General features: G+C 68.9%; 21 protein-coding genes and 1 pseudogene. 5 read left to right on the forward strand and 17 right to left on the reverse strand.

Annotation, left to right across the window (positions count from 1 at the left end; all coding sequences use genetic code 11):
• Positions 1–26 precede the first annotated feature (26 nt).
• Genes NBRGI_RS13710 through NBRGI_RS13725 form a run of 4 tightly spaced genes read right to left on the reverse strand, consistent with a single transcriptional unit; the run spans position 27 to position 1,868 of the window.
• Positions 27–347: a hypothetical protein gene (locus NBRGI_RS13710; protein WP_029896178.1), complete on the reverse strand. Its 321-nt coding sequence runs from the start codon at positions 345–347 to the stop codon at positions 27–29.
• Positions 344–718: an Asp23/Gls24 family envelope stress response protein gene (locus NBRGI_RS13715; RefSeq protein ID WP_029896181.1), complete on the reverse strand. Its 375-nt coding sequence runs from the start codon at positions 716–718 to the stop codon at positions 344–346. Before NBRGI_RS13715 ends, NBRGI_RS13710 begins: the two co-directional genes overlap by 4 nt.
• Positions 715–1,311 carry a hypothetical protein gene (locus tag NBRGI_RS13720; protein ID WP_029896182.1) on the reverse strand — a complete coding sequence of 199 codons (597 nt, stop codon included), beginning with the start codon at positions 1,309–1,311 and terminating at the stop codon, positions 715–717. Before NBRGI_RS13720 ends, NBRGI_RS13715 begins: the two co-directional genes overlap by 4 nt.
• A complete protein-coding gene (locus NBRGI_RS13725) occupies positions 1,302–1,868 on the reverse strand; it encodes an RNA polymerase sigma factor (protein WP_029896184.1) in 567 nt (188 codons plus the stop codon). Before NBRGI_RS13725 ends, NBRGI_RS13720 begins: the two co-directional genes overlap by 10 nt.
• A 170-nt stretch (positions 1,869–2,038) precedes the next feature.
• On the opposite strand from NBRGI_RS13725, the gene NBRGI_RS13730 reads away from it, so the two are divergent.
• Both NBRGI_RS13730 and NBRGI_RS13735 read left to right on the forward strand, forming a co-directional pair.
• Positions 2,039–2,245, forward strand: coding sequence for a CsbD family protein (locus NBRGI_RS13730; protein ID WP_029896186.1), 207 nt, complete (start codon positions 2,039–2,041; stop codon positions 2,243–2,245).
• A gap of 69 nt (positions 2,246–2,314) precedes the next feature.
• Entirely contained in the window at positions 2,315–2,506 is a 192-nt protein-coding gene (locus NBRGI_RS13735; RefSeq protein ID WP_029896188.1) for a hypothetical protein, read from the forward strand.
• Positions 2,507–2,525: 19 nt separating this feature from the next.
• Here the strand turns inward: NBRGI_RS13735 and NBRGI_RS13740 are convergent, their stop codons facing one another.
• Complete coding sequence (locus NBRGI_RS13740; protein ID WP_029896189.1) at positions 2,526–3,347, reverse strand: hypothetical protein; 822 nt, start codon at positions 3,345–3,347, stop codon at positions 2,526–2,528.
• 302 nt (positions 3,348–3,649) lie between these two features.
• On the opposite strand from NBRGI_RS13740, the gene NBRGI_RS13745 reads away from it, so the two are divergent.
• Positions 3,650–4,399, forward strand: coding sequence for a helix-turn-helix domain-containing protein (locus tag NBRGI_RS13745; RefSeq protein ID WP_029896191.1), 750 nt, complete (start codon positions 3,650–3,652; stop codon positions 4,397–4,399).
• Between the two features lie 43 nt (positions 4,400–4,442).
• Here the strand turns inward: NBRGI_RS13745 and NBRGI_RS13750 are convergent, their stop codons facing one another.
• The 6 genes and pseudogenes from NBRGI_RS13750 to NBRGI_RS43720 all read right to left on the reverse strand — a co-directional run bounded on the left by NBRGI_RS13750 (position 4,443) and on the right by NBRGI_RS43720 (position 10,897).
• Positions 4,443–5,522: an amidohydrolase family protein gene (locus NBRGI_RS13750; protein WP_029896193.1), complete on the reverse strand. Its 1,080-nt coding sequence runs from the start codon at positions 5,520–5,522 to the stop codon at positions 4,443–4,445.
• A 122-nt stretch (positions 5,523–5,644) separates the two neighbouring features.
• Positions 5,645–6,757, reverse strand: coding sequence for an ABC transporter ATP-binding protein (locus tag NBRGI_RS13755; protein WP_029896195.1), 1,113 nt, complete (start codon positions 6,755–6,757; stop codon positions 5,645–5,647).
• A 14-nt stretch (positions 6,758–6,771) separates the two neighbouring features.
• Positions 6,772–7,614, reverse strand: coding sequence for a carbohydrate ABC transporter permease (locus tag NBRGI_RS13760; RefSeq protein WP_029896196.1), 843 nt, complete (start codon positions 7,612–7,614; stop codon positions 6,772–6,774).
• Entirely contained in the window at positions 7,611–8,573 is a 963-nt protein-coding gene (locus NBRGI_RS13765) for a carbohydrate ABC transporter permease (RefSeq protein ID WP_029896198.1), read from the reverse strand. Before NBRGI_RS13765 ends, NBRGI_RS13760 begins: the two co-directional genes overlap by 4 nt.
• Before the next feature lie 2 nt (positions 8,574–8,575).
• Complete coding sequence (locus NBRGI_RS13770; RefSeq protein WP_029896200.1) at positions 8,576–9,934, reverse strand: ABC transporter substrate-binding protein; 1,359 nt, start codon at positions 9,932–9,934, stop codon at positions 8,576–8,578.
• Positions 9,934–10,897 (reverse strand): annotated as a pseudogene (locus tag NBRGI_RS43720) (sugar-binding transcriptional regulator). The gene NBRGI_RS13770 and the pseudogene NBRGI_RS43720 overlap by 1 nt, the downstream one beginning before the upstream one ends.
• Positions 10,898–11,043: 146 nt before the next feature.
• On the opposite strand from NBRGI_RS43720, the gene NBRGI_RS13780 reads away from it, so the two are divergent.
• Positions 11,044–12,513 carry a mannitol dehydrogenase family protein gene (locus tag NBRGI_RS13780; RefSeq protein WP_029896202.1) on the forward strand — a complete coding sequence of 490 codons (1,470 nt, stop codon included), beginning with the start codon at positions 11,044–11,046 and terminating at the stop codon, positions 12,511–12,513.
• A gap of 18 nt (positions 12,514–12,531) precedes the next feature.
• On the opposite strand, the gene NBRGI_RS13785 is transcribed toward NBRGI_RS13780, so the two are convergent.
• Both NBRGI_RS13785 and NBRGI_RS13790 read right to left on the reverse strand, forming a co-directional pair.
• Positions 12,532–12,786, reverse strand: coding sequence for a hypothetical protein (locus NBRGI_RS13785; RefSeq protein WP_029896204.1), 255 nt, complete (start codon positions 12,784–12,786; stop codon positions 12,532–12,534).
• 99 nt (positions 12,787–12,885) lie between these two features.
• Entirely contained in the window at positions 12,886–13,644 is a 759-nt protein-coding gene (locus NBRGI_RS13790) for an acyl-[acyl-carrier-protein] thioesterase (protein ID WP_029896206.1), read from the reverse strand.
• Between the two features lie 141 nt (positions 13,645–13,785).
• Between NBRGI_RS13790 and NBRGI_RS13795 the strand changes: the two genes are divergently transcribed.
• The gene (locus NBRGI_RS13795; RefSeq protein ID WP_029896208.1) at positions 13,786–14,667 is read left to right on the forward strand and encodes a hypothetical protein; all 882 of its coding nucleotides are present in this window, start codon (positions 13,786–13,788) and stop codon (positions 14,665–14,667) included.
• Between the two features lie 83 nt (positions 14,668–14,750).
• On the opposite strand, the gene der is transcribed toward NBRGI_RS13795, so the two are convergent.
• From der to scpB, 4 genes are read right to left on the reverse strand one after another with little or no spacing between them, the layout of a single operon-like run.
• A complete protein-coding gene (gene der / locus NBRGI_RS13800; RefSeq protein ID WP_081878043.1) occupies positions 14,751–16,154 on the reverse strand; it encodes a ribosome biogenesis GTPase Der in 1,404 nt (467 codons plus the stop codon).
• Between the two features lie 11 nt (positions 16,155–16,165).
• Entirely contained in the window at positions 16,166–16,909 is a 744-nt protein-coding gene (cmk, locus tag NBRGI_RS13805; RefSeq protein WP_200882164.1) for a (d)CMP kinase, read from the reverse strand.
• Positions 16,909–18,396 carry a pseudouridine synthase gene (locus NBRGI_RS46365; protein ID WP_081878040.1) on the reverse strand — a complete coding sequence of 496 codons (1,488 nt, stop codon included), beginning with the start codon at positions 18,394–18,396 and terminating at the stop codon, positions 16,909–16,911. The genes cmk and NBRGI_RS46365 overlap by 1 nt, the downstream gene beginning before the upstream one ends.
• A gap of 9 nt (positions 18,397–18,405) precedes the next feature.
• Positions 18,406–19,161 carry an SMC-Scp complex subunit ScpB gene (scpB, locus tag NBRGI_RS43725; protein WP_235210946.1) on the reverse strand — a complete coding sequence of 252 codons (756 nt, stop codon included), beginning with the start codon at positions 19,159–19,161 and terminating at the stop codon, positions 18,406–18,408.
• Positions 19,162–19,616: the final 455 nt, after the last annotated feature.

Below are 19,616 nucleotides of genomic sequence, written 5' to 3' on the forward strand. Positions count from 1 at the left end.
GATCGTCACGGGTGCGCTGCTGTGAGCTAGGTAACTCTCCCTTCCCCGCCGAACGCCGCGGCATCGAGATCGGTGACCACCAGCCGCAATCGGGCATCCGACCACGGCGTCGCGGCCAGCGCCGCGCGCACGGCCTCACTTGCCTTGTCCAGCAGCGGCGTCAGCGGCAGTTCGGCCGCGGTGACCCGGATCTCGACCCGGGTCGGGGTCAGGTCCACCGCGAATCCCCTTGCGTCCCATGGCCACCAGGCGGGCGGCTCGGTGCCGAGGGTGGTCGCGGGGCGCACGCCGTCGATGGTGTCCAGCGCGGCGAGGATCGCCGCGATGACGTCGCCGGAAGAATTCACTGCCGCTCCGGTTCGATATCGAGAATGGACACCGACACCTCGTCGACCGCCTGACCGGTCTGCTCGAACACCACCCGCGAAACCTCCTGTTGCACTGCCTGACCGATCACCGCCGCGGCGCGTTCGGCCGAAATCACCAGATCCACTTGCACACTCAGCGCGCCCGACGCGCTCCGACGCACCCGCACGCCCTCCGACGGGGCGGGGTCGGCGCTGGTGAGCCGCTGTTTGCTCACCCGCAGCAGCGACGAGACCAGCCCGCGCACACCGGGTTCCAGCCGGATCACGCCGGGCGTCGCGCGCGCCGCGTGCGCGGCCACGGCGGCGATGACCGGCGCCTCGATCACCACCTCGGAAACGACGTCGGTCATCGCGGCGCGTCCCCTGTGTCCTCGTAGATATCGGCGACCACCAGGTCCAGCGTCGCCAGTTCGAGACCGACCTGCGCGGCCAGCGCCGCGCTCACCCGCTCGCGCACCACCGGCAGCGCGGCGCCGACGGTGGTGTGGCCGAAGCGGATCGCGACCGCGAGTTCGACCGCGACCAGGTTCGCCCCGTCCGTGCCCGAGCCGACCCTGCGCACCCGGCAGTGCCTGGCCCGCACGCCCGGCACCGAGTCGGCGGCGTAGCGCAGCACAGCGGCGACGGCCTGTTCGCTCACCTCCACCACACCGGGCATCGGCGTCGGCAGGCTCAACGTCCGGCCGCGCCGGGCCTCGGCGCGCACCGCGGACATGATGCGCCCGGTGAGATCGGGCGGCGCCGGATCCGGCTCGTCGATCAGCTCCTTGGTCGCCGCACGCAGGGCCAGCAGACTGTCCCTGGCCGACGCGCAGTGCGGGCAGGTGTTGTCGTGTTCGTCGCCGCGCCCTGCCGCGACCGTGTCCAGCCGGTCCCAGACCTGTTCGATCTCGCGGCCGCAAGGCAGCAGGTAGTCCTGTTCGGTCGTGCCGTTCACCGCCATGGTTTCATCACCTCGGACAAGTGGGCTCGCGCCCTGGCTATCCGGCCACGCACCGCCGTCGTGTTCACCTCGACGATGTCGCCTATCTCCTCGTAGGAAAGCCCGTGTACCTCGCGCAGCAGCCAGCAGGCGCGTTGTTCGGGCGTGAGCAGTTGCAGCGCCGCGTTGAGCGCTTCCAATTGGGTGCTCACCTGCACCGCGTGCTCGGGTTGGGTGTCCGAGCGCGGCGATTCGGTCGTCTCCGGATCCACCTCGACCGTCGGCCTGCGGGCCCGGATCACGTTCAGACAGCGGTTGGTCGTCATGCGATAGAGCCAGCCGACGAACGCGGCGTCCTCGTTGAGTTGTGGGAGGCGGCGCCAAGCACCCAGAAACACCTCCTGCACCACATCTTCCGCGTCGGCCCGGTCGGCGAGCATCTTGACCGCGAGCCGAAACATCTGCGCCTGATAGCGCACCACGAGCTGCTCATAGGACCGCATATCGCCGTCGCGCGCCCTGCTCACCAGGGTCGCATCGTCCGGCGTGGTCTCGGCAACCGTTTCGGTCGTGGTCACAGCACCTCCTCCACCGCTTGTCCGTGAAGACACCGCGGATCGGAAACCGTCACGGCCCAGTATGACGTGATCGTTGTCTCAGTGGTTGCTGCGTGCGCTTTCCCCCGCGCGCCGTGTCTCTAGGACATGCGCATCCGACCGGACGCGCGCCAACGCAGCAGGAGGTTTCGATGTCTCTGAGCGACAAGATCGGCAACAAGGTCGACGAATTCGGCGGCAAGGCCAAGGAGGCCGCGGGCAACGCGACCGGCGATGAAGACCTGGCTGCCGAGGGTAAGGCGGATCAGGTCGGGGCCGCCGTCAAGGGCGCGGTGGAAAACGTCAAGGACGCCATCGGTGACGCGGTGGACAAGACCAAGAGCGCACTGGGCAAGTAGCCCGCGCCGCGGTGTGCGGCCGGTTTGCCCGGCCGCACACCGTCTCCGGCTCGAACAGAGGTTAAGACAGTGACCGAACAACGACCGGCCCGGATCGCGGGTATAGAACAGGGCACCGCGGTGCTCGCCGCAGCGACCTCACTCGCGCTGACCATCGCGGTCGCGGCGCTGACGCATTCGCTCGGCGCGACGGTTGCGGCCGGCGCCAGCATCGTGGGCGGGCTGGTGCTCGTGCTGAGCATCCTGCCGCACAAAGCCTGACCGGCCGCGCGCGCCGGCACTAGGTGCGCGGCTTCTGCAATGCCTGCTCGACCGCCGCGAGCGCGTCGACCGGCGTGCGGTTCTGGCCCTTCTCGTTCTTGCCGAGTTGTTCCCAGCCCAGGCCTTCCGGCCCACGCAGCTGGGTCCAGATATCGCGGGTCTTGTCCAGCAGCTCGCGCTGCTCGAACTCGTTCAATGCGGACATGAATTCCTCCTCTATTCCGACGCCGCAGGCCGCGGCGAAATCCTGGGGCGACATGCCGTAGGCGATGTTCATGTCGCAGTCGCCGAACGGCGGGCAGCCCTCGGGCAGGCCGCCGCCGTAGCCCTGGCCGTCGGTGTATTGATGCGCGATCTGACCGGGCAGGTTCGGATCGCGGCCGTAGCCCGCGCCGACCATGCGCAGGCCGGCGGGCCGGTGCGACCACATCCCGAAGAAATCACTGCGGTTCGCGTAGCCGATGACCCGGCGGGTGTCGCCGAGCCAGTCGGCGACGCTCCAATAGGTCGCGTTGAGCGCATCGGAGTGATCTCCGCCGGGGTTGCCCCCGGATTCGACGTCGATCATGGTGATCATCCGCGGGTGCGGACCGCCCGCCCGGGCCACCATGTCCCGGTGGACCTGCACCGTCTCGTCCCAGTTCGGGCGCCAGTAGAAGTACACGACGAAACACGCCAACCGGCCGGAATCGACCGCGCGACAAGCCCAGTCGTAGTTCGCGGCGAAGTGGGGATCGCGAAAAGTACCGTCGTTGGAGCGGAAGCTCAGGATGCCGAACGGGTAGGAATCGTCCACCGGCGCCTGAAAATAGGACACATCCGCGAAGAGGCTGTCGACCATTTGTTCTCCCTCGATTTCGTCTGCCGAAATTTCCCCCGAGTAGTGGCCGCCTCCGCCGAACACCCCTCGCGACGTCGTGAGACGCCGATGAAACGTGGGTGAAGGGCCTGCGCCGGAGACTGTTGTTCGTCAGTTGGAATGTCCCGGCGCCCATGCGGTGCGACGGACCAATGTTGTCGCTGGTCGGCCGCGGTTCGGAAGCGAACGGTCGGATGAGCGAACCGGGCGTTCCATTTGTTGGACCACGAGCGATAAGAACGACGTGCTCGGTTCGTTGCGTTATCTGCATGGGAGGACAGAGAGTGAGCGAAGCGACGATCGAACGGGCCGCGATGGGGGGCCGCGGCGTATTGGAGGGTGCATTCGCCCTGTTGGAGGTCCTCGCGGAAGGGGACGAGGTCGGCTTGACACAGCTGGCCTCGGCCGCGGGACTGCCGAAGGCCACGGCCTACCGGCTGCTCAACCAGTTGGTCGTGGAGGGCGCGGTGCAACGGCGCAGCGGCCGCTATCAGATCGGCCCCCGGGTGTATCGGCTCGGGCAGACCTGGCAGCCCGCGCGGTTGCTCAGGGCGGCCTCGGCGCGGCCACTCGGGCAGTTGACCGCGGCCTCGGATCGCGGGGGTTTCAGTCTCGCGGTGACCGATCGGGGGCACACGATGCTGATCGGCGGCATCGGGCGCGAGATCGATGAGATCTTTCCGCTGCGCGCGGGCGTGCTGCTGCCGCCGGGCACGGCGGCCGAGCAGGCCCTCGCCCTCGGGCGCACCGTCACCACCCCGCCGACCGGCTATTCCCAGCGGGAATGGAGCAGGCAACTCGCGGTGACCAGGGAGCGGGGACTCGCCTACGACACCGACATGACCCGGTTCGGTCTGGCGTGTGTGGCGGCCCCGGTCCGCGGGCCGTCCGGAGAGGTGGTCGCCGCGCTGGCGGCGACCGTGGCAGACCTGCCCCGGGTGCCCGCGGTCGCGGAGGCGGTACTGCGGGCAGCGGGCCTGGTGAGCGCGAACCTCACCAGACTGCTCAGGTCGACCGGGGCGATGTCACTCTGAAATCGGTCGGCGTCCGGCGCTGGCCGGACGCCACACCGGGTGGTCAGTCGTGCGCGATGCCCGCGCACCAGACCTTGGTGATAGTGCGGGTCGCGTGGATGTCGGCGAGGGGGTCGCCGTCGATCAGCACGAGATCGGCCCGCTTGCCCGGGGCGACGGCGCCGCGATCGGTGAGCCCGAAATGCTCGGCGGGCACGCTGGTCGCGGCCTGCAACGCCTCGGCCGTGGACAGTCCGGCGGTGACCAGCAGTTCCAGTTCGCGGTGCAGGGAGTCACCGTGCGGCGGCCGGCACGGCGCGCCCGGGGTGCTGTTCGCGTCGGTACTGGCGAGCACCGCGACGCCCGCCGTGTGCAGCGCGGCGACGGTGGCGAGGCAGTCGGCGAAGCCGAGGACGCCCTGCGCCTTGGCGATGCCCTGCATCATCGTGAGGGTGGGCGTGGCCACCCGCCCCTCGGTCGCCATCCGGTGCACGTCCTCGGCCGGTACCTGCCCGTCCATCGGGACGTGCGTGATGATGTCGGCGCCGACATCCAGCGCCAAGGCGTACGCGGCCAGCGACGTGGCGTGCACGACGGTGCGCAGATTCCGGGCGGTCGCGGCCGCCACCACCGCTTTCGCCGTCGCCGCGTCGGGACCGCCCGCGCCCGGGGCCTCCAGCATCAGCTTGATGTAGTCCGAACCGGCGGCGGCGCGCTCGGCGACGAAGGTCTCGGCGTCCTCGACGCCGCGGATGACGGCCTGCTCGGCCAAGCCGGGTAGCTGCGCGTGCATACCGCCCGGGCCGATGATCGGCACGCCCGCGCTGCGAATGTCGGTGGTACCCGGTCGATTTCGGAGGGCGTCCAAGCGCTCGGACGGCCAGGTGGCCATGTCGAGCGCGGTGGTCACGCCGTGCGCGGCCAACTGGTCCAGCGATTCCTCGCCGGACAGGTGTACGTGCGCGTCGATCAAGCCCGGTAGCAGGATCGCTCCGTGCCCGTCGACCTCCTCGGCCCCGGCCGGGTCGGTGCCGATCACCGCCCCGTCGATCACCACCGTCGTCGGCTCGGTGAGTCTGTGCCCGTCGAAGATCCGAACGTTGCGCAGGGCGGTTTTCCCGTTCGCTGGGGCGTCGACAGTCACGCGGACCTCCGGTGCGGTAGTCGTCAGCGGCGGGATGCAACCGCTCAGCATGGAACGTTAGTAGCCGTCAACCCATTTGTCCGCACACGAAGTGGTAACACCTTGCGCATGATCGGCTAGCGCTAGTCGGCGAGCCGGGCGCCGGTCTCCGGATGGAAGAGATGCACTGCGGCAGCATCGGTTACCGCGAGCCGCACCGATTCGGCGAGCCGCGCGGGCGCCCGCATCGCCGAGCGCGCGACGAACAGGAAGGACTCGCCGTCCAAGCCGGTCACCGCGGCGCCCGACGGGCGAGCGTAGACGTAGGACTCACTGCCGAGTTCCTCGATCAACTCCACCGTGACCTCGAAACCCGCTGCATCCCTGCGCAATTCGAGCTGTTCGGGGCGGATGCCCACGGTCACCCGGGACAGGCCCAGCTCGGCCAGGCGGGCCAGCCGTTCGCGCGGCAGTTCCAGCGTGCTGCCCGCGATCTCGACGCCGCCGGGCACCAGTGCCACCGTGCACAGATTCATCGACGGCGAGCCGATGAAGCCCGCCACGAACGCGGTGGCCGGCCGGTCGTACAGCTCGGCCGGGGTGCTGAACTGCTGCAACCGGCCGTCGCGCAGGACCGCGACCCGGTCGCCCATGGTCATCGCCTCGACCTGATCGTGCGTGACGTAGACGGTGGTGGTGCCCAGCCGCCGTTGCAGCGCGGCGATCTGGGTGCGGGTCTGCACCCGGAGCTTGGCGTCGAGATTGCTCAGCGGCTCGTCCATGCAGAACACCCGCGGCTCCCGCACGATCGCCCGGCCCATCGCGACCCGCTGCCGTTGCCCGCCGGAAAGTTTGGCCGGCTTGCGATCCAGGAACGGGGTGAGGCCGAGCAGCTCCGCGGCGTCGGCCACCCGTCGCTTCCGTTCGGCCAACGGCACTTTCATCATCTTGAGCGCGAAACCCATGTTCTCGCCCACGGTCTTGTTCGGGTACAGCGCATAGTTCTGGAAGACCATCGCGATATCGCGATCCTTGGACGGCACGCCGACCATGTCCGCGCCGTCGATGCGGATGGAACCGGCGTCGATCTCCTCCAGTCCGGCGAGCATGCGCAGCGCGGTGGACTTGCCCGAGCCCGAAGGCCCGACCAGGACGATGAATTCGCCGTCGGCGATATCGAGATCCAGCGAGTCGACCGCGAGACTGTCGGCCCCGGCGTAGACGCAGGACGCCGAGTCGTAACGAATGGTGGCCATGAGTGGTGTGTTCCTTACTTGATGGCGCCGAAGGACAGGCCGCGCACGAGCTTGTTCTGCGCGATCCAACCGGCAAGGACGACAGGGAGCGCGGAGAGCACCGCGGCCGCGGACAACCGGGCCCAGTACAACCCCTCTCCGGTGATGAAACCGACGAGGAAGACCGGAATCGTCTGCGCCTGAACGGCGGTCAGGTTCACCGCGAAGAAGAATTCGTTCCACGAGAAGATGACGCAGATCAGCGCGGTCGCGGCGATACCGGGTGAGACGAGCGGCAGGATCACCTCGCGCACCGCGGTCCACAGGCTCGCGCCGTCCATGCTCGCGGCCTCGAGCAGCTCGCTCGGCACCTCGAGGAAGAACGAGCGCATCATCCAGACCGCGATCGGCAGGTTCATCGCGGTGTAGAGCACCACCAGCGCCCAAATGTTGTCCAGCAGACCGATATCCCCGACGATCACGTACAGCGGCACGATCGCCGCGACCACCGGCAGCATCTTGGTGCCGATGAAGAAGAACAGCGCGTCCTGGGTGCGCCGCACCGGCCGCAGCGACAGCGCGAAGGCGGCGGGCAGGCCGAGCAGCAGCACCAGGATCGTCGACATCGCGGTGGCGAAGGCCGAATTCAGCAACGTGGTGCCGATACCGCCGTCCAGCACCGCGGCGAATTGATCCAGCGTCGGAGTGAAGAACAGCTTCGGCGGATCGGTGTAGGCGTCGGCCTCCTGTTTGAACGCGGTGAGCACCATCCACAGCACCGGGAAGAAGAACCCGATGCCGACCACCCAGGCGAGCACCGTCCAGAGCAGGCCGCTGCGGCTGCGCCTGCGGCGAACCGGAACCTGTTGCGCGGTCATACCGCCTCCTCTTTCCCGGTGAAGGACTTGAACAGCAGGCGCAAGGCCAGGGTGGCGACCACGGTGGTCGCGATGACCGTGATGACGCCCATCGCGGCCGCCTGACCGATATCGAAACCGAGGAACGCGCGCTGATAGATGTAGAACGGCAGGTTGGAGCTGGCGATGCCGGGACCGCCGGAGGTCATCATGTACACCGCGTCGAAGGTGTTGACCAGGTAGATGGCCCCGAGCACCGCGCCGAGTTCGATGAACCGGCGCAGGTGCGGCAGCGTGAGTTCGCGGAAGACCGCGAACGAACTCGCGCCGTCGACCCGGGCGGCCTCCACGATGTCGCGCGGCATGGACTGCAATCCGGCCAGGATCAGCAGCATCATGAACGGCGTCCACTGCCACACCAGATCTGCCATCACCGCGGGCAGCGGATAACGGCTCACCCAGTCGATCTGCCCGGCGCCGAACGGTTTCAGCACCACGTTCACCAACCCGAACACCGGGTCCAGCATGGTCGTCTTCCAGATCAGCGCGGCCGCAACGGGAGTCACCAGGAACGGGGTGATGAGCAGCGTGCGCACGATGCCGCGTCCGAAGAACGCCCGATCGAGCAGCAGGGCCAGCAGCAGGCCGAGCACCACCGAGATGATGACCGTGCCGACGATCATGACCACGGTGTTCAGCGCCACCTGACGGAACTGACTGTCGCGGAACACTTCCGCGTAATTGTCGAGGCCGGTGAAATGCCGCGAACCCGGACGGACCAGGTTCCACGACTGGGTCGAGTAGTAGAGCGTGAACACGAACGGCAGCTGGGTGACGACGATCATGAAGATCAGCGCGGGCAGCAGCGGGCCGCGCCGCCGCCAGCCCTCGGCCCTGGAGATCCGATCGCGGCGGGAGACCAGCGGGGGCGCCGACGCGGGCGGCGCGGAAGCCGCTGGTGCGGTAGTGGTTTCCGACATTGTCACTGACTTTCTCGATACGACCGCCCGACCACGTCGGCGTACTGCTGCGCCTGGTCGAGGGCGGCACGGACGCTGATCCGGCCGGCGACCGCGGCGCTGATCTGCTGGCTCACCCGGGTGCCCAGATCCTGGAATTCCGGAATGGTCAGGAATTGGATGCCGGTATACGGCACCGGTCGCACGCCCGGGTTCTCCGGGTCGACACCGGCCATCGCCGACAAGGTGAGCGGCCCGTACGCCTTCGACGCCTCGCGATACTCGGGTATCTGGTAGGTCGAAAGACGGCTGCCCGGTGGCACATGCGACCAGCCGAGCTTCTCCCCCACCATCCGGATATAGGGCTTGCTGGTCATCCAGGACACGAATTTCCATGCCGCGTCGGGCTTGTCGGTCGTCTTCGGGATGCCGAGCGACCAGGTGTAGAGCCAGCCCGCGTTCGGCTTCTGCATGATCGGCGCGAGCGCATAGCCGATCTTGCCGACCACCTTGCTCGACGCGGGATCCTCCAGCACCGAGACGGCCGAGGTGGCGTCGTACCACATCGCGGTGTTGCCCTGCGCGAGCTGCGTGGCGCATTCGCCGAAACCACTGGTGGCCGCGCCGGGTTCGCCGTGCGTGCGGACCAGGTCGATGTAGAACTCGACGGCCCGCACCACCTCGGGGCTGGTGAGCTGGGCATGCCAGTTCTCGTCGAACCAGCGGCCGCCGAAGGTGTTGATCACCGTGTTGAGCGGGGCCAGGGATTCACCCCAGCCGGGCTTGCCGCGCAGGCAGATGCCCGACCGCCCGGCGGCCGGATCGTCCAATTTCGCGGCCGCGGCGGCGACCTGCTCCCAGGTGGGCTCGGACGGAATGCTGAGACCGGCCTGCTCGACCAGATCCTTGCGGTACATCAGGAACGACGACTCGCCGTAGAACGGCACCGAATACATCGACCCCTGATACGACAGCGACTTACGCAGCGACGGGATGAAATCGTCCTCGTCGTAGCCCGGGGTGTTGCGCGCGTAGCTGGAAAGGTCGGTCAGCCAGCCGTTCTCGGCCCACTGCGGGGTCTCGTAGTTGCTGATCATCACCACGTCGAACTCGGCGCCGCCGGTGGCGACGGAAGCGGTGATCTTCGCCCGGGCCTCGTTCTCCGAGAGCGAGATGAATTTCAGCTCGGTCCCGGGGTTCTCGCGTTCGAACTCCCCCGACAGCGCGATCGCGTCGCGCATCTGCGAATTCGAGACCATGGCGATGGTGACCGTGTCGCCGCCGGCGCCGAACGAGCCGGCGCCCGCACAGCCCGCTGCGGCCAGCACGGCCGAAATCCCCAGCGCCAGTATGTTTCTCCGTATCGGGCTGTGCCTTCGCATCAGGCCGCACCCTCCTTCTGCTCCAGCAGCCACCGCGCGCACTCGATATCGGTGACGAGAATCTTGGCCAGCCCGCCGCGCAGTGCGCCGAGGGTGGCTTCGTGCTTGGCCGCGCCGCCGGCGATCAGCAACGTAGCGGGACAGGCGCGCACCGCGTCGAGGGCGACCGAGACCGTCCGCGCGGCAAGCGATCCCATGACATCTCGACCATCGGCGCGGAAGAATCTGCCGCCGATCTCCCCCACCGCGCCGAGCCCGCGCAGTTCGTCGAGAATCGCGGTATCGAGATAACTGCCCTCGAACAGCGTGGTCGCGGTGGACACCGTGCCGACGCCGAACATCATCACCTCGGCGTGCCGGCCGAGCGCCATCGGCTTTCCGAGCACCGAATCCTGTTCCAGCGCAGTGACGGTCGCCGGGTCGGCGTAGAGGCGGGCGTGCAGCCGGACCGGGGTGGCCTGCAGGTAGGTCGCGCAGCGGGCCGAGGGTGTACTCGACGCCGGTCTGATAGCGGCCGGAGGTCATCGACCCGTCCAGCTGGACGACGAACGTGCAGCGGGTGGTCTTGGTGTGCAGTTCGTGCGCCACCGCGATCGTCTCTGGGCCCCAGGTGAATCCGAGGGTGTCGCGCGGTTGCAACCGGCGGGTGAGCACGGCGACCGCGGCGCGAGCCAGCGGCTGCAGCCCGGACGGCGAACCGTCCGGCACGTCACGCAGCACGACCGCCTCGGTGAGGCCGAACGCCGCTTCGAGTTCGCGTTCGAGCTCGGTGTGCACGGTGTCACGCAGGTCGGCCGGGAGGCTGATCTCGATGCGCACCAAGCCCTGGGCGCGCGCCCTGGCGATGAGCCGGCCCGCGGTCGGTCGCGAAACACCGAGTTTGGCCGCGATTTCGGCTTGAGTGGCGCCTTCCAAGTGATAGAGCTGCGCGGCGCGGAGCGCGAGCCTTACGTCATCCGGCATACCCGGCCGGGATGGGACGGTGGCCACATGGCCTCCTCAATGAGTCTGAGCATATGCTCAGCATGTGATCTCCTGCTCACAGAGGGTACCATCCGATATGTGACGTACACAACAGTGGTGGGGTAGTTATGACTTGGGACACAGGCGTGCCGCTCGATGCCGCGACGCTACGGAACCTCGGCTCGGATATCGCGACACCGGCCTACGACCGGTCGGAGATCACCACCGGCATAGTGCATTTCGGTGTCGGTGGCTTTCACCGCGCGCACCAGGCGATGTACCTGGACCGATTACTGGAGCGCGGCGGGGCGCGCGAATGGGGCATCTGCGGCGTGGGCGTGCTGCCCGGCGATCGCCGGATGCGCGATGTATTGACCGCGCAGGACGGGCTTTACACGCTGTCGGTGCTCGCCCCGGACGGCGGCTGGACCGCCCGGGTGATCGGCTCGATCGTCGAATATCTTTACGCCCCGGACGATCCCGAGGCGGTGCTGACGAAACTGGCGGCGCCGAGCACCCGCATCGTCTCCCTCACCGTGACCGAGGGCGGCTATCACATCTCGGCGACCACCGGCGAGTTCGCCGCCGAGGATCCGGCCATCCAGGCCGACCTCGTCCCGGATGCGGTGCCCGCCACCATCTTCGGGCTGATCACCGAGGGGCTGGCCCGGCGGCGGACCCGCGGTATCGCGCCGTTCACCGTGCTGTCGTGCGACAACATCGAGGGCAACGGCGCGGTCGCCCGCAAAACCTTCAGCGCGTTCGCCCGGCTGCGCGACGCCGCACTCGGCGACTGGGTGGCCGCCGAGGTGCGCTTCCCGAACTCCATGGTCGACCGGATCACACCGGTGACACCGCCGGACGCGGCGGCCGAGGTCGAGCGGCGCTTCGGCGTGCGGGACGGGTGGCCGGTGGTCACCGAACCGTTCACTCAGTGGGTACTGGAGGATTCGTTCACCTCGGGCCGGCCGGACTACGGCGCGGTCGGCGTGCAGCTCGTCGACGACGTCGCGCCGTACGAGCTGATGAAGCTGCGGCTGTTGAACGCGAGCCACCAGGCACTGGCCTACTTCGGCTATCTCAGCGGCTACCGGCTCGTGCACGACGCAGCGCTGGATCCGGTGTTCCGCCGATTCCTGTTGCGCTACATGGACACCGAGGCCACCCCCACCCTGCTGCCGGTGCCCGGCGTCGATCTGGCCGACTACAAGCAGACGCTGATCGAGCGGTTCGCCAACCCGGCGATCGGCGACACCATCGCCCGGCTCTGCGCGGAATCATCGGACCGCATCCCCAAGTGGGTGCTGCCGGTGATCCGCCACCGCCTCGCCGACGGCGGCGAGATCACCTGCGCGGCAGCACTTGTGGCCAGCTGGGCGCGCTACGCGGAAGGCACCGACGAACAGGGTGAACCGATCGAGATCGTGGATCGGCTGCGCGAGCGCCTCGGCCCGCTGGCCCGCCGCCAGCGCACGGACCGCACCGCATTCCTCAGCGACCGCGAGGTTTTCGGCGATCTGATCGACGAGCCACGGTTCGTGCGCGAGTACGTCGCTGCACTGGATTCGCTGTACGCCAAGGGAGCTCGCGCGACGGTCGCCGAACTCGCGGGCTAGGGCCCGATGAACCAGGCTCTAGCCGCAGCCCGGCGTGCCTGCGTTGCTACCGGTCGCGAACGGCAGGCACAGCCCGGAGGAGCCGGTGTTCAGCGCCCGGACGAACTGACCGGCCAGTGCGTGCGGGTCGGCGACCCGGTCCGCGCCACTGGCGATCGACGGTGCCTCGGGCGTCTGTGCGGACGCGGTGCCATGCCCGAGAGCCACGCCGGCGCCGATCGTGGCGCAGACGGCGAACGTGCGAAGGGAGACCGTACCCATCAGTTTCTGCATGCCCTCAAGCTAATGCGGAAACGCGATGACTCAACGCCCCCAATTGCTGGCCCCCGAGTTCTGGTGCCGCCGCCACTGCCAGCACCAGGACGTACGGAGTCAGAGCGGAAGGACTCGGGTGACGGCGTGGGTCTCGCCGCCGACGGTGAACCAGATGTCGAGGTCGGTGCCCGTGCGCTGCGCGACCAGTGCGACCTGATCACCGGACTTCAGCGGCTTCGCGTACTCGATGACGGTGCGGTGTGCGCCCGACTTCAAGTCACGGTGCGCGGCGAGGATCTCCTCCACGCCGCTCAGGTAGACGCTGTTGTTGACATGGTCGAGCATGTCGATATCGGTGATCCGCAGCGGGAAGGGACGCACCTGGATGTCGGCGGCGTCGATGCGGGGCGCGGGCTCGGTGAGCGCCGCCTTCCAGCGCAGGCGGTGTTCGGTGGTAGCGGCCAGCATCGGCGCCATGAAGCGGTCGCTCATCCGCGCCGGCAGCCCGGATTCGGTGCCGAAATGGATCAGGAAGGCCTCGGTCTCGACCAGACCGCCGCCGCTGCCGACGATCTGGACCCGCATGTTGCACCAGCGGTTGGACAGCCCGGAACACCAGCGGCGCAGCGTGACCCGCTCGCCGAACAGGATCGGCTTCAGCACGTCGATCACGGTCCGGCGCACCACCCAGCCGGGATGGGCGTCGCCGTCGTCCACCGCGTCCAGGTGCTCGAACCCGATGTCCTGCAGGTAGCGGGCGATGGCGTCGAGGCGCAGGTGTTGTTCGCCGTCGGTGTCGGCGAGACGGACCAGCCATCCCGTCTCGAACGGGGTCCCGGTGGTCGGACGTTCCGGCAGCACGCTGGGAATGACCATGCAGGGATACTGCCAGGTCATGCCGCCCGCGCGCGCAGCGGCACAGTCGGCGCGTCGCGCATCTCACATCTGCGCGTCGTAGCCGCGGCCGTCACACCGCGGGTTGACTCTCACACGGTGTCAGCTCGTTGACTCGAGGTCATGCACGCTTATATCGGTTCGGTTCCCTACTGCTACAGCAATTCCCTGGCGATGCTGCTCGGTGCGCACGCGCCGTCGACCGCGGTGATCGAGACGCTGACCGGCTCGCCGTTCGGCGCCCAGCTCGACGGCGGCACCATGCCGTTCTTCGATCCGGTCGGCTGGCACCCGGAGATCGGGTTGAGTGCCGCTATCGAGCTGCTCGGATGGTCCTGCACCCGCAGCGCGGGCGGGTCGGCCCCGGCCGCGCTCGAGCGGTTGCGGGCCGCGAGCACGCGTGGGCCGGTGCTGGTCGGCCCGCTCGATCTCGGATTGCTCACGTATCGGCCCAACGCCGAAGCCGCGCTCGGGGCGGACCACTATGTAGTGGTGCTTGCGGTAGCCGGCGACTCGGTGCTGCTGCACGATCCGCAAGGCCATCCGTTCGCGACCCTGCCGGCCACGGAGTTCCTCGAGTCGTGGCGCGGCGAACGGGTGACCTACAGCGATACGCCCTTCGTGCTGCGCTCGGATTTCGTCCGGGAACGGGAGGTGTCCCCGCTCGAAGCGTTGGAATCGGCCGTGCCCCAAGCGATCCGGTGGACGGCGGGCGCGTCCGACGCTGCGGCGGCGATCGCCGATCTGGTCACGCGGGGACTGCCGCCGCAGATCCGGGGCTTGCTGGCCGACTTCGGTATCCGGGTGGGCAGCCGCCGGCTGATCGACGCCGCGGCGAGCCTGACCCTGCTCGGACGCACCGAGGCCGCGGAACTCGCCGCGACGCAGGCCCGCCTGATCGGCGGCCTCCAGTACCCGCTGGTGGCGGGCGAGGACCGCACGGTCGCCGCCATCCTGCGCGAACTCGCCCCCGGCTACGACCGGCTGCGCGCGGCACTCACCTGAAAACCCACGCCCACCTTCGGCTTCCCCGCACCCGCTGAGCCATGCCAGAGCGGGTGCGGGAAGCCGGAAAGGGTGCGGGTGCGCTACTTCTTGCCGCGCTCACGCTTCTCGCGGACGCGCACCGAGATGCGCACCGGCGAACCGTCGAAGTTGAACTCCTCACGCAGCCTGCGTTCCAGGAAGCGGCGGTAGCCCGCCTCCAGGAAACCGGTGGTGAACAGAACGAACGTCGGCGGACGGGTCGAAGCCTGGGTGGCGAACAGGATGCGGGGCAGGCGACCGCCACGCATCGGCGGCGGGGTCGCCGCGACCACTTCCTTCAACCAGTTGTTCAGACGACCGGTGGAGATGCGCTTGTCCCACGACTCGAGTGCGGTCTCCATCTGCGGCACCAGCTTCTGCACCGCGCGACCGGTGTGCGCCGAGATGTTGACCCGCTGCGCCCACGGCACCCGCACCAGATCCCGGTCGATCTCGCGCTCCAGTTGCAGGCGCCGGTCCTCGTCGACCAGATCCCACTTGTTGAAGGCCAGCACGAGCGCGCGACCGGAGTCCGCGACCATGCTGATCACCCGCAGGTCCTGCTCGGTCATCGGCTGCGAGGCATCGATCAGCATGATCGCGACCTCGGACGCCTCCAGCGCCGCCTTGGTGCGCAGCGACGCGTAGAACTCGGTGCCGCTGGAATGCGAGACCTTGCGGCGCAGACCCGCGGTATCGACGAATTTCCAGATCTTGCCGCCCAATTCGACCAGCGAGTCGACCGGGTCGACCGTGGTGCCCGCGACATCGTGCACCACCGAACGCTCGTCGCCGGCCAGCTTGTTCAACAGGCTGGACTTGCCGACATTCGGCTTGCCGACCAGGGCCACCCGGCGCGGACCGGCGCCGCCGGTGCCCTCTCGCGGCGTTTCCGGCAGGACGGCGAGCACGTCGTCGAGCAGATCGCCGGTGCCGCGGCCGTGCGCCGCACTCACCATGCGCGGCTCACCCAGACCGAGCGACCACAGCGCGGCGGCCTCGGACTCGATGCGCTGATCGTCGACCTTGTTGGCGACCAGGATCACCGGAATCTTGGAGCGGCGCAGCTTCTTCACCGCGGCCTCGTCGGTGGCGGTCGCGCCGACCACGGCGTCGACCACCAGCAGGATCGCGTCGGCGGTCTGCATCGCCACCTCGGCCTGGCGCGCCACCGACTGCTGCAGGCCCTTGGCGTCGGGCTCCCAGCCACCGGTGTCCTGTACCAGGAAGCGCCGGCCCGCCCAGTTCGCCTCGTAGGAGATCCGGTCCCGGGTGACGCCGGGAATGTCCTCGACGACCGCCTCACGGCGGCCGAGGATCCGGTTCACCAGCGTCGACTTGCCCACATTCGGGCGGCCCACCACCGCGAGCGTCGGCATCGCGAGCAGCTCTTCACCGTCGAGCTCGCCGTCGAGATCGGTCAGCTCCCACTCGGTTTCGTCACTCCAGATGCCGTCGCCGGCCATCACGTCTTCGGTCACTGCGAACCTCCCGTCCGGCCTACCGAAATCTGCTGCGCGACAACGCGGTACAGCTCGTCGATGACCTCATCCATGTTCAGGTCGCTGGTGTCGACCAGCACGGCGTCGTCGGCCGGACGCAGCGGGGACACCTTGCGGGTGGAATCGAGGTTGTCGCGTCGCTGCACATCGGCGAGCACGGCCTCGTAGTCGTCGCCGCGGCCTTCGGCGATGTTCTGCTGATTGCGCCGATGCGCGCGCGCCTCCGCCGAGGCGGTCAGGTAGATCTTGGCGTCCGCGTCCGGCAACACGACGGTGCCGATATCCCGGCCCTCCACCACGATTCGCTGTGCGTCCGTGGTGATCTCGCGCTGCAACGCGACCAGCAGCTCCCGGACCTCGGGCACGGCCGACACCGCGGAGACCGCCTTGGTGACGGCGTCGCCACGGATCTCCGAGGACACGTCCTCGCCGTCGAGACGGATCACCTCACGGCTCGGATCGGTACCGATCGAGAGCGGCAGTTCCTTCACCGCGGCGCCGATCGCGGCGGCGTCGGTCAGCTCGACACCCGCGCGCAACACCCGCAGTGTCGCCACCCGGTACATCGCACCGGTGTCGAGATAGCGGGCGCCGAGCCGGGTCGCCAGGCGCCGCGAGACGCTGGACTTGCCGGTACCGGACGGGCCGTCCATCGCCACCACGAGCGCACCGGTCCCCGACATCTGCCGGGGGGCCTCGACCGGAATCTCCACACCCATCACAACGACACCGCCTCGTAGAGTTTGCCGATTTCCGCGCGACCGAGCACCCGCAGCGTGCCCGGCCGCTGGTCGCCGAGCGCGACCGGACCGATGTTGGTGCGCACCAGCCGGGTCACCGGATGGCCGACCGCGTCCAGCAGCCGTCGCACGATGTGTTTGCGCCCTTCGTGCAACACCAGTTTCACCAGAGAACGCCCCTCGCCCAGCTCGAGCACCTGGAAGCTGTCCACCTTGGCGGGACCGTCCTCCAGCTCGATGCCGTCCTTGAGGCGTTTGCCGACCGACTTGTGCACCTCGCCGTTGACCGTCGCCAGATAGGTCTTCGACACCTGGAACGACGGATGCATGAGCCGGTGCGCCAGATCGCCGTCGTTGGTGAGCAGCAGCAGACCCTCGGTGTCGGCGTCGAGGCGCCCGACGTGGAACAGGCGCTGACCCGCCGCCACCCGCTCGGCGACGATGTCGCCGACACAGGGGCGACCCAGGTCGTCGGACATGGTGGACTGCCAGCCCTTGGGCTTGTTCAACGCGATGTGCACGAGCTCCTCGCGCACCATCACGCGGGTGCCGTCCACTCGGACCACCGCGACCTGCGGATCGATCCGCAGGCCCTGCTCGCGCACGATCGCGCCGTCGACCTCCACCCGGCCCTGCGCGATCATCTCCTCGGCAGCGCGACGCGAGGCCACCCCCGCCTTGGCCAGCACCTTCTGCAAACGCTCGCCCTCGCCCCACGGCATCTTGACGTGGCCCTCGGCGGCCGCGGGCTCCACGTGCTGGCGCTTCGCGGGCTTGGCATTGCTGAGCAGCGGAGCGGACTGCGTCTGCTTCTGCGGCTTCGGGTTCTTCTTCTTGCCGGTCGGCGCGGGCTGGGCGGCCCGGCGCACCGGGATGCCGTTCGGCGGGGTGCCCCACTGGGCGGTGCCGCCCTGGCCCGGGCCACGTCCCGAATTGCCTTGCGCGGAGCCGCTTTCGGTCCGGGGGCGGTAGGAGGCGCCCTGTGCGGAGCCGTCGGTGCGCCCGCGGTATCCGTTGCCGCCCTGGGCGGGGCCGTCGGAACGGCCGCGGTAGCCGTTGCCGCCCTGTGCAGTTCCGTTGCGGGAGCCGCGGTATCCGTTGCCGCCCTGGGTGTTTCCGCCGTCATTACGGCCGCGATAGGAGCCGTCGCCATCGGAGCGGCCGCGGTAGGAGCCACCTTCCGTACGGTCGCGGTACGAGCCGCCTTGCGCTGCGCCGCCGCGGTAGGAACCGCCGCCGTCCTGGCGGTCCCGGTACGAGCCGCCCGCGTTGCCGCGATACGCGTTGCCGCCCTGGGCGTTTCCGCGGGAGGCGGTGCCGCGATATCCCCCGTCGCCGCGGGCGCTGCCGCGGTCTGTTCCCCCGCGAGCCGCACTGCGTGCGTCTCGCGTCGCGCCACCCCTGGTGGGCTGGTCGCTGCGTTTCCTACGATCCGGTGTGCCATCTCGGCGAGCGGGCGTATTCATTTTGTCCTGTCAATCCTCGCTGCCGAGGTCCAAGTCGGCCTCGGCGGGTTTCTTCAGCTTGGTGTAACGGGGGTCCGTGTCCAAGCTCTCGTTGATCTCATCGATCAGGTCGACGCCCGGGAGCAGGGGCGCCAGCGGCGGCAGGTCGGTCAGCGACGCGAGCCCGATCCGCTCCAGGAACAGCTCGGTCGTGCTGTACGTCGTCCCGTTCGTTTCCGGGTCGACGCCGGCCTCGGCGATCAAGCCCCGAGCCAGCAGCGTGCGCATCACCCCATCGACGTTCACGCCGCGCACCGCGCTGACCCTGGTCCGGGTCACCGGTTGACGGTATGCCACCACCGCCAGAGTTTCCAAGGCCGCCCGCGTCAGTTTCGTGCGAGCGCCGTCGAGCAGCACCCGTTCCACATAGGGCGCGTACTCGCTGCGAGTATAGAAGCGCCACCCGTCTCCGACGAAACGCAGATCGATCCCGCTACCCCGCGCCGACAACTCCGCCGACAGCTCACGCAGCACCTCCTCCACTCGCTCAGTGGTGTCGTCCAACGCCGCCGCCAACTGCTCTACCGGGGCCGGAGCGTCCACGACGAGCAACATCGCCTCCAACGCCGACCGAAACTCCGCATCCTCCAAAAACTCCGGCGTGAACTCCGACACTGTGTTGTCGGCGACTGGTGTCGCGTCGTGCGTGGGCGCGTGGGATGCGTCAGCCGCGTCGGATGCAGCGGCCGCGTCGGATGCGGCGGCCATGCCGGATGCGGCGGCCATGCCGGATGCGGCGGCATCGACCACGTCGGATGTGTGGGAGGCGTCGATTGCATCGGACGCCGAGGCAGAACGATCCTCCGGCCCCTCGGCGGTCCCGCCCTCAGCAGCCGAAGCCGACTCGACTGCACGAGCGGACGCCGTACCGGCAGCAGCATCAACCGCACCATCTCCGGCCGAGCCGTCGGCAGACGCCGCGACAGCGACGTCCTCGGCACCGGAGTTCGCCTCGACCCCACGCGAAGGACCGGCCGCGGCAGGGCGCAGGCGACCGGCCGCAGCCGTCACTGCGCCGGCGGCAGCCGAGCCGTTGGCCGAGCCTTTCGTGCGGGCGGTGGCCATGCCGTCGCGCGTCACCTCTTCGTCTGCGGCAGCCGAGTCATGGGCGGCGGGGGTCGCGGCGACCGAGGCTTCCTGGTCAACCCCCACGGCGGCCGAGCCGTCGGCAGCAGACGTTG

This window comes from Nocardia brasiliensis IFM 10847, assembly GCF_000710915.1.
Classification (GTDB): domain Bacteria; phylum Actinomycetota; class Actinomycetes; order Mycobacteriales; family Mycobacteriaceae; genus Nocardia; species Nocardia brasiliensis_A.

Bases quoted from the DNA above. Each gene is read 5' to 3' on its own strand.
- NBRGI_RS13715 (WP_029896181.1), bottom strand. From the start codon at position 718: ATGACCGACGTCGTTTCCGAGGTGGTGATCGAGGCGCCGGTCATCGCC.
- NBRGI_RS13720 (WP_029896182.1), bottom strand. From the start codon at position 1,311: ATGGCGGTGAACGGCACGACCGAACAGGACTACCTGCTGCCTTGCGGC.
- NBRGI_RS13730 (WP_029896186.1), top strand. From the start codon at position 2,039: ATGTCTCTGAGCGACAAGATCGGCAACAAGGTCGACGAATTCGGCGGC.
- NBRGI_RS13740 (WP_029896189.1), bottom strand. From the start codon at position 3,347: ATGGTCGACAGCCTCTTCGCGGATGTGTCCTATTTTCAGGCGCCGGTG.
- NBRGI_RS13755 (WP_029896195.1), bottom strand. From the start codon at position 6,757: ATGGCCACCATTCGTTACGACTCGGCGTCCTGCGTCTACGCCGGGGCC.
- NBRGI_RS13760 (WP_029896196.1), bottom strand. From the start codon at position 7,614: ATGACCGCGCAACAGGTTCCGGTTCGCCGCAGGCGCAGCCGCAGCGGC.
- NBRGI_RS13765 (WP_029896198.1), bottom strand. From the start codon at position 8,573: ATGTCGGAAACCACTACCGCACCAGCGGCTTCCGCGCCGCCCGCGTCG.
- NBRGI_RS13770 (WP_029896200.1), bottom strand. From the start codon at position 9,934: ATGCGAAGGCACAGCCCGATACGGAGAAACATACTGGCGCTGGGGATT.
- NBRGI_RS13785 (WP_029896204.1), bottom strand. From the start codon at position 12,786: ATGCAGAAACTGATGGGTACGGTCTCCCTTCGCACGTTCGCCGTCTGC.
- NBRGI_RS13790 (WP_029896206.1), bottom strand. From the start codon at position 13,644: ATGGTCATTCCCAGCGTGCTGCCGGAACGTCCGACCACCGGGACCCCG.
- NBRGI_RS13795 (WP_029896208.1), top strand. From the start codon at position 13,786: ATGCACGCTTATATCGGTTCGGTTCCCTACTGCTACAGCAATTCCCTG.
- der (WP_081878043.1), bottom strand. From the start codon at position 16,154: ATGGCCGGCGACGGCATCTGGAGTGACGAAACCGAGTGGGAGCTGACC.
- cmk (WP_200882164.1), bottom strand. From the start codon at position 16,909: ATGGGTGTGGAGATTCCGGTCGAGGCCCCCCGGCAGATGTCGGGGACC.
- NBRGI_RS46365 (WP_081878040.1), bottom strand. From the start codon at position 18,396: ATGAATACGCCCGCTCGCCGAGATGGCACACCGGATCGTAGGAAACGC.
- scpB (WP_235210946.1), bottom strand. From the start codon at position 19,161: ATGGCCGCCGCATCCGGCATGGCCGCCGCATCCGACGCGGCCGCTGCA.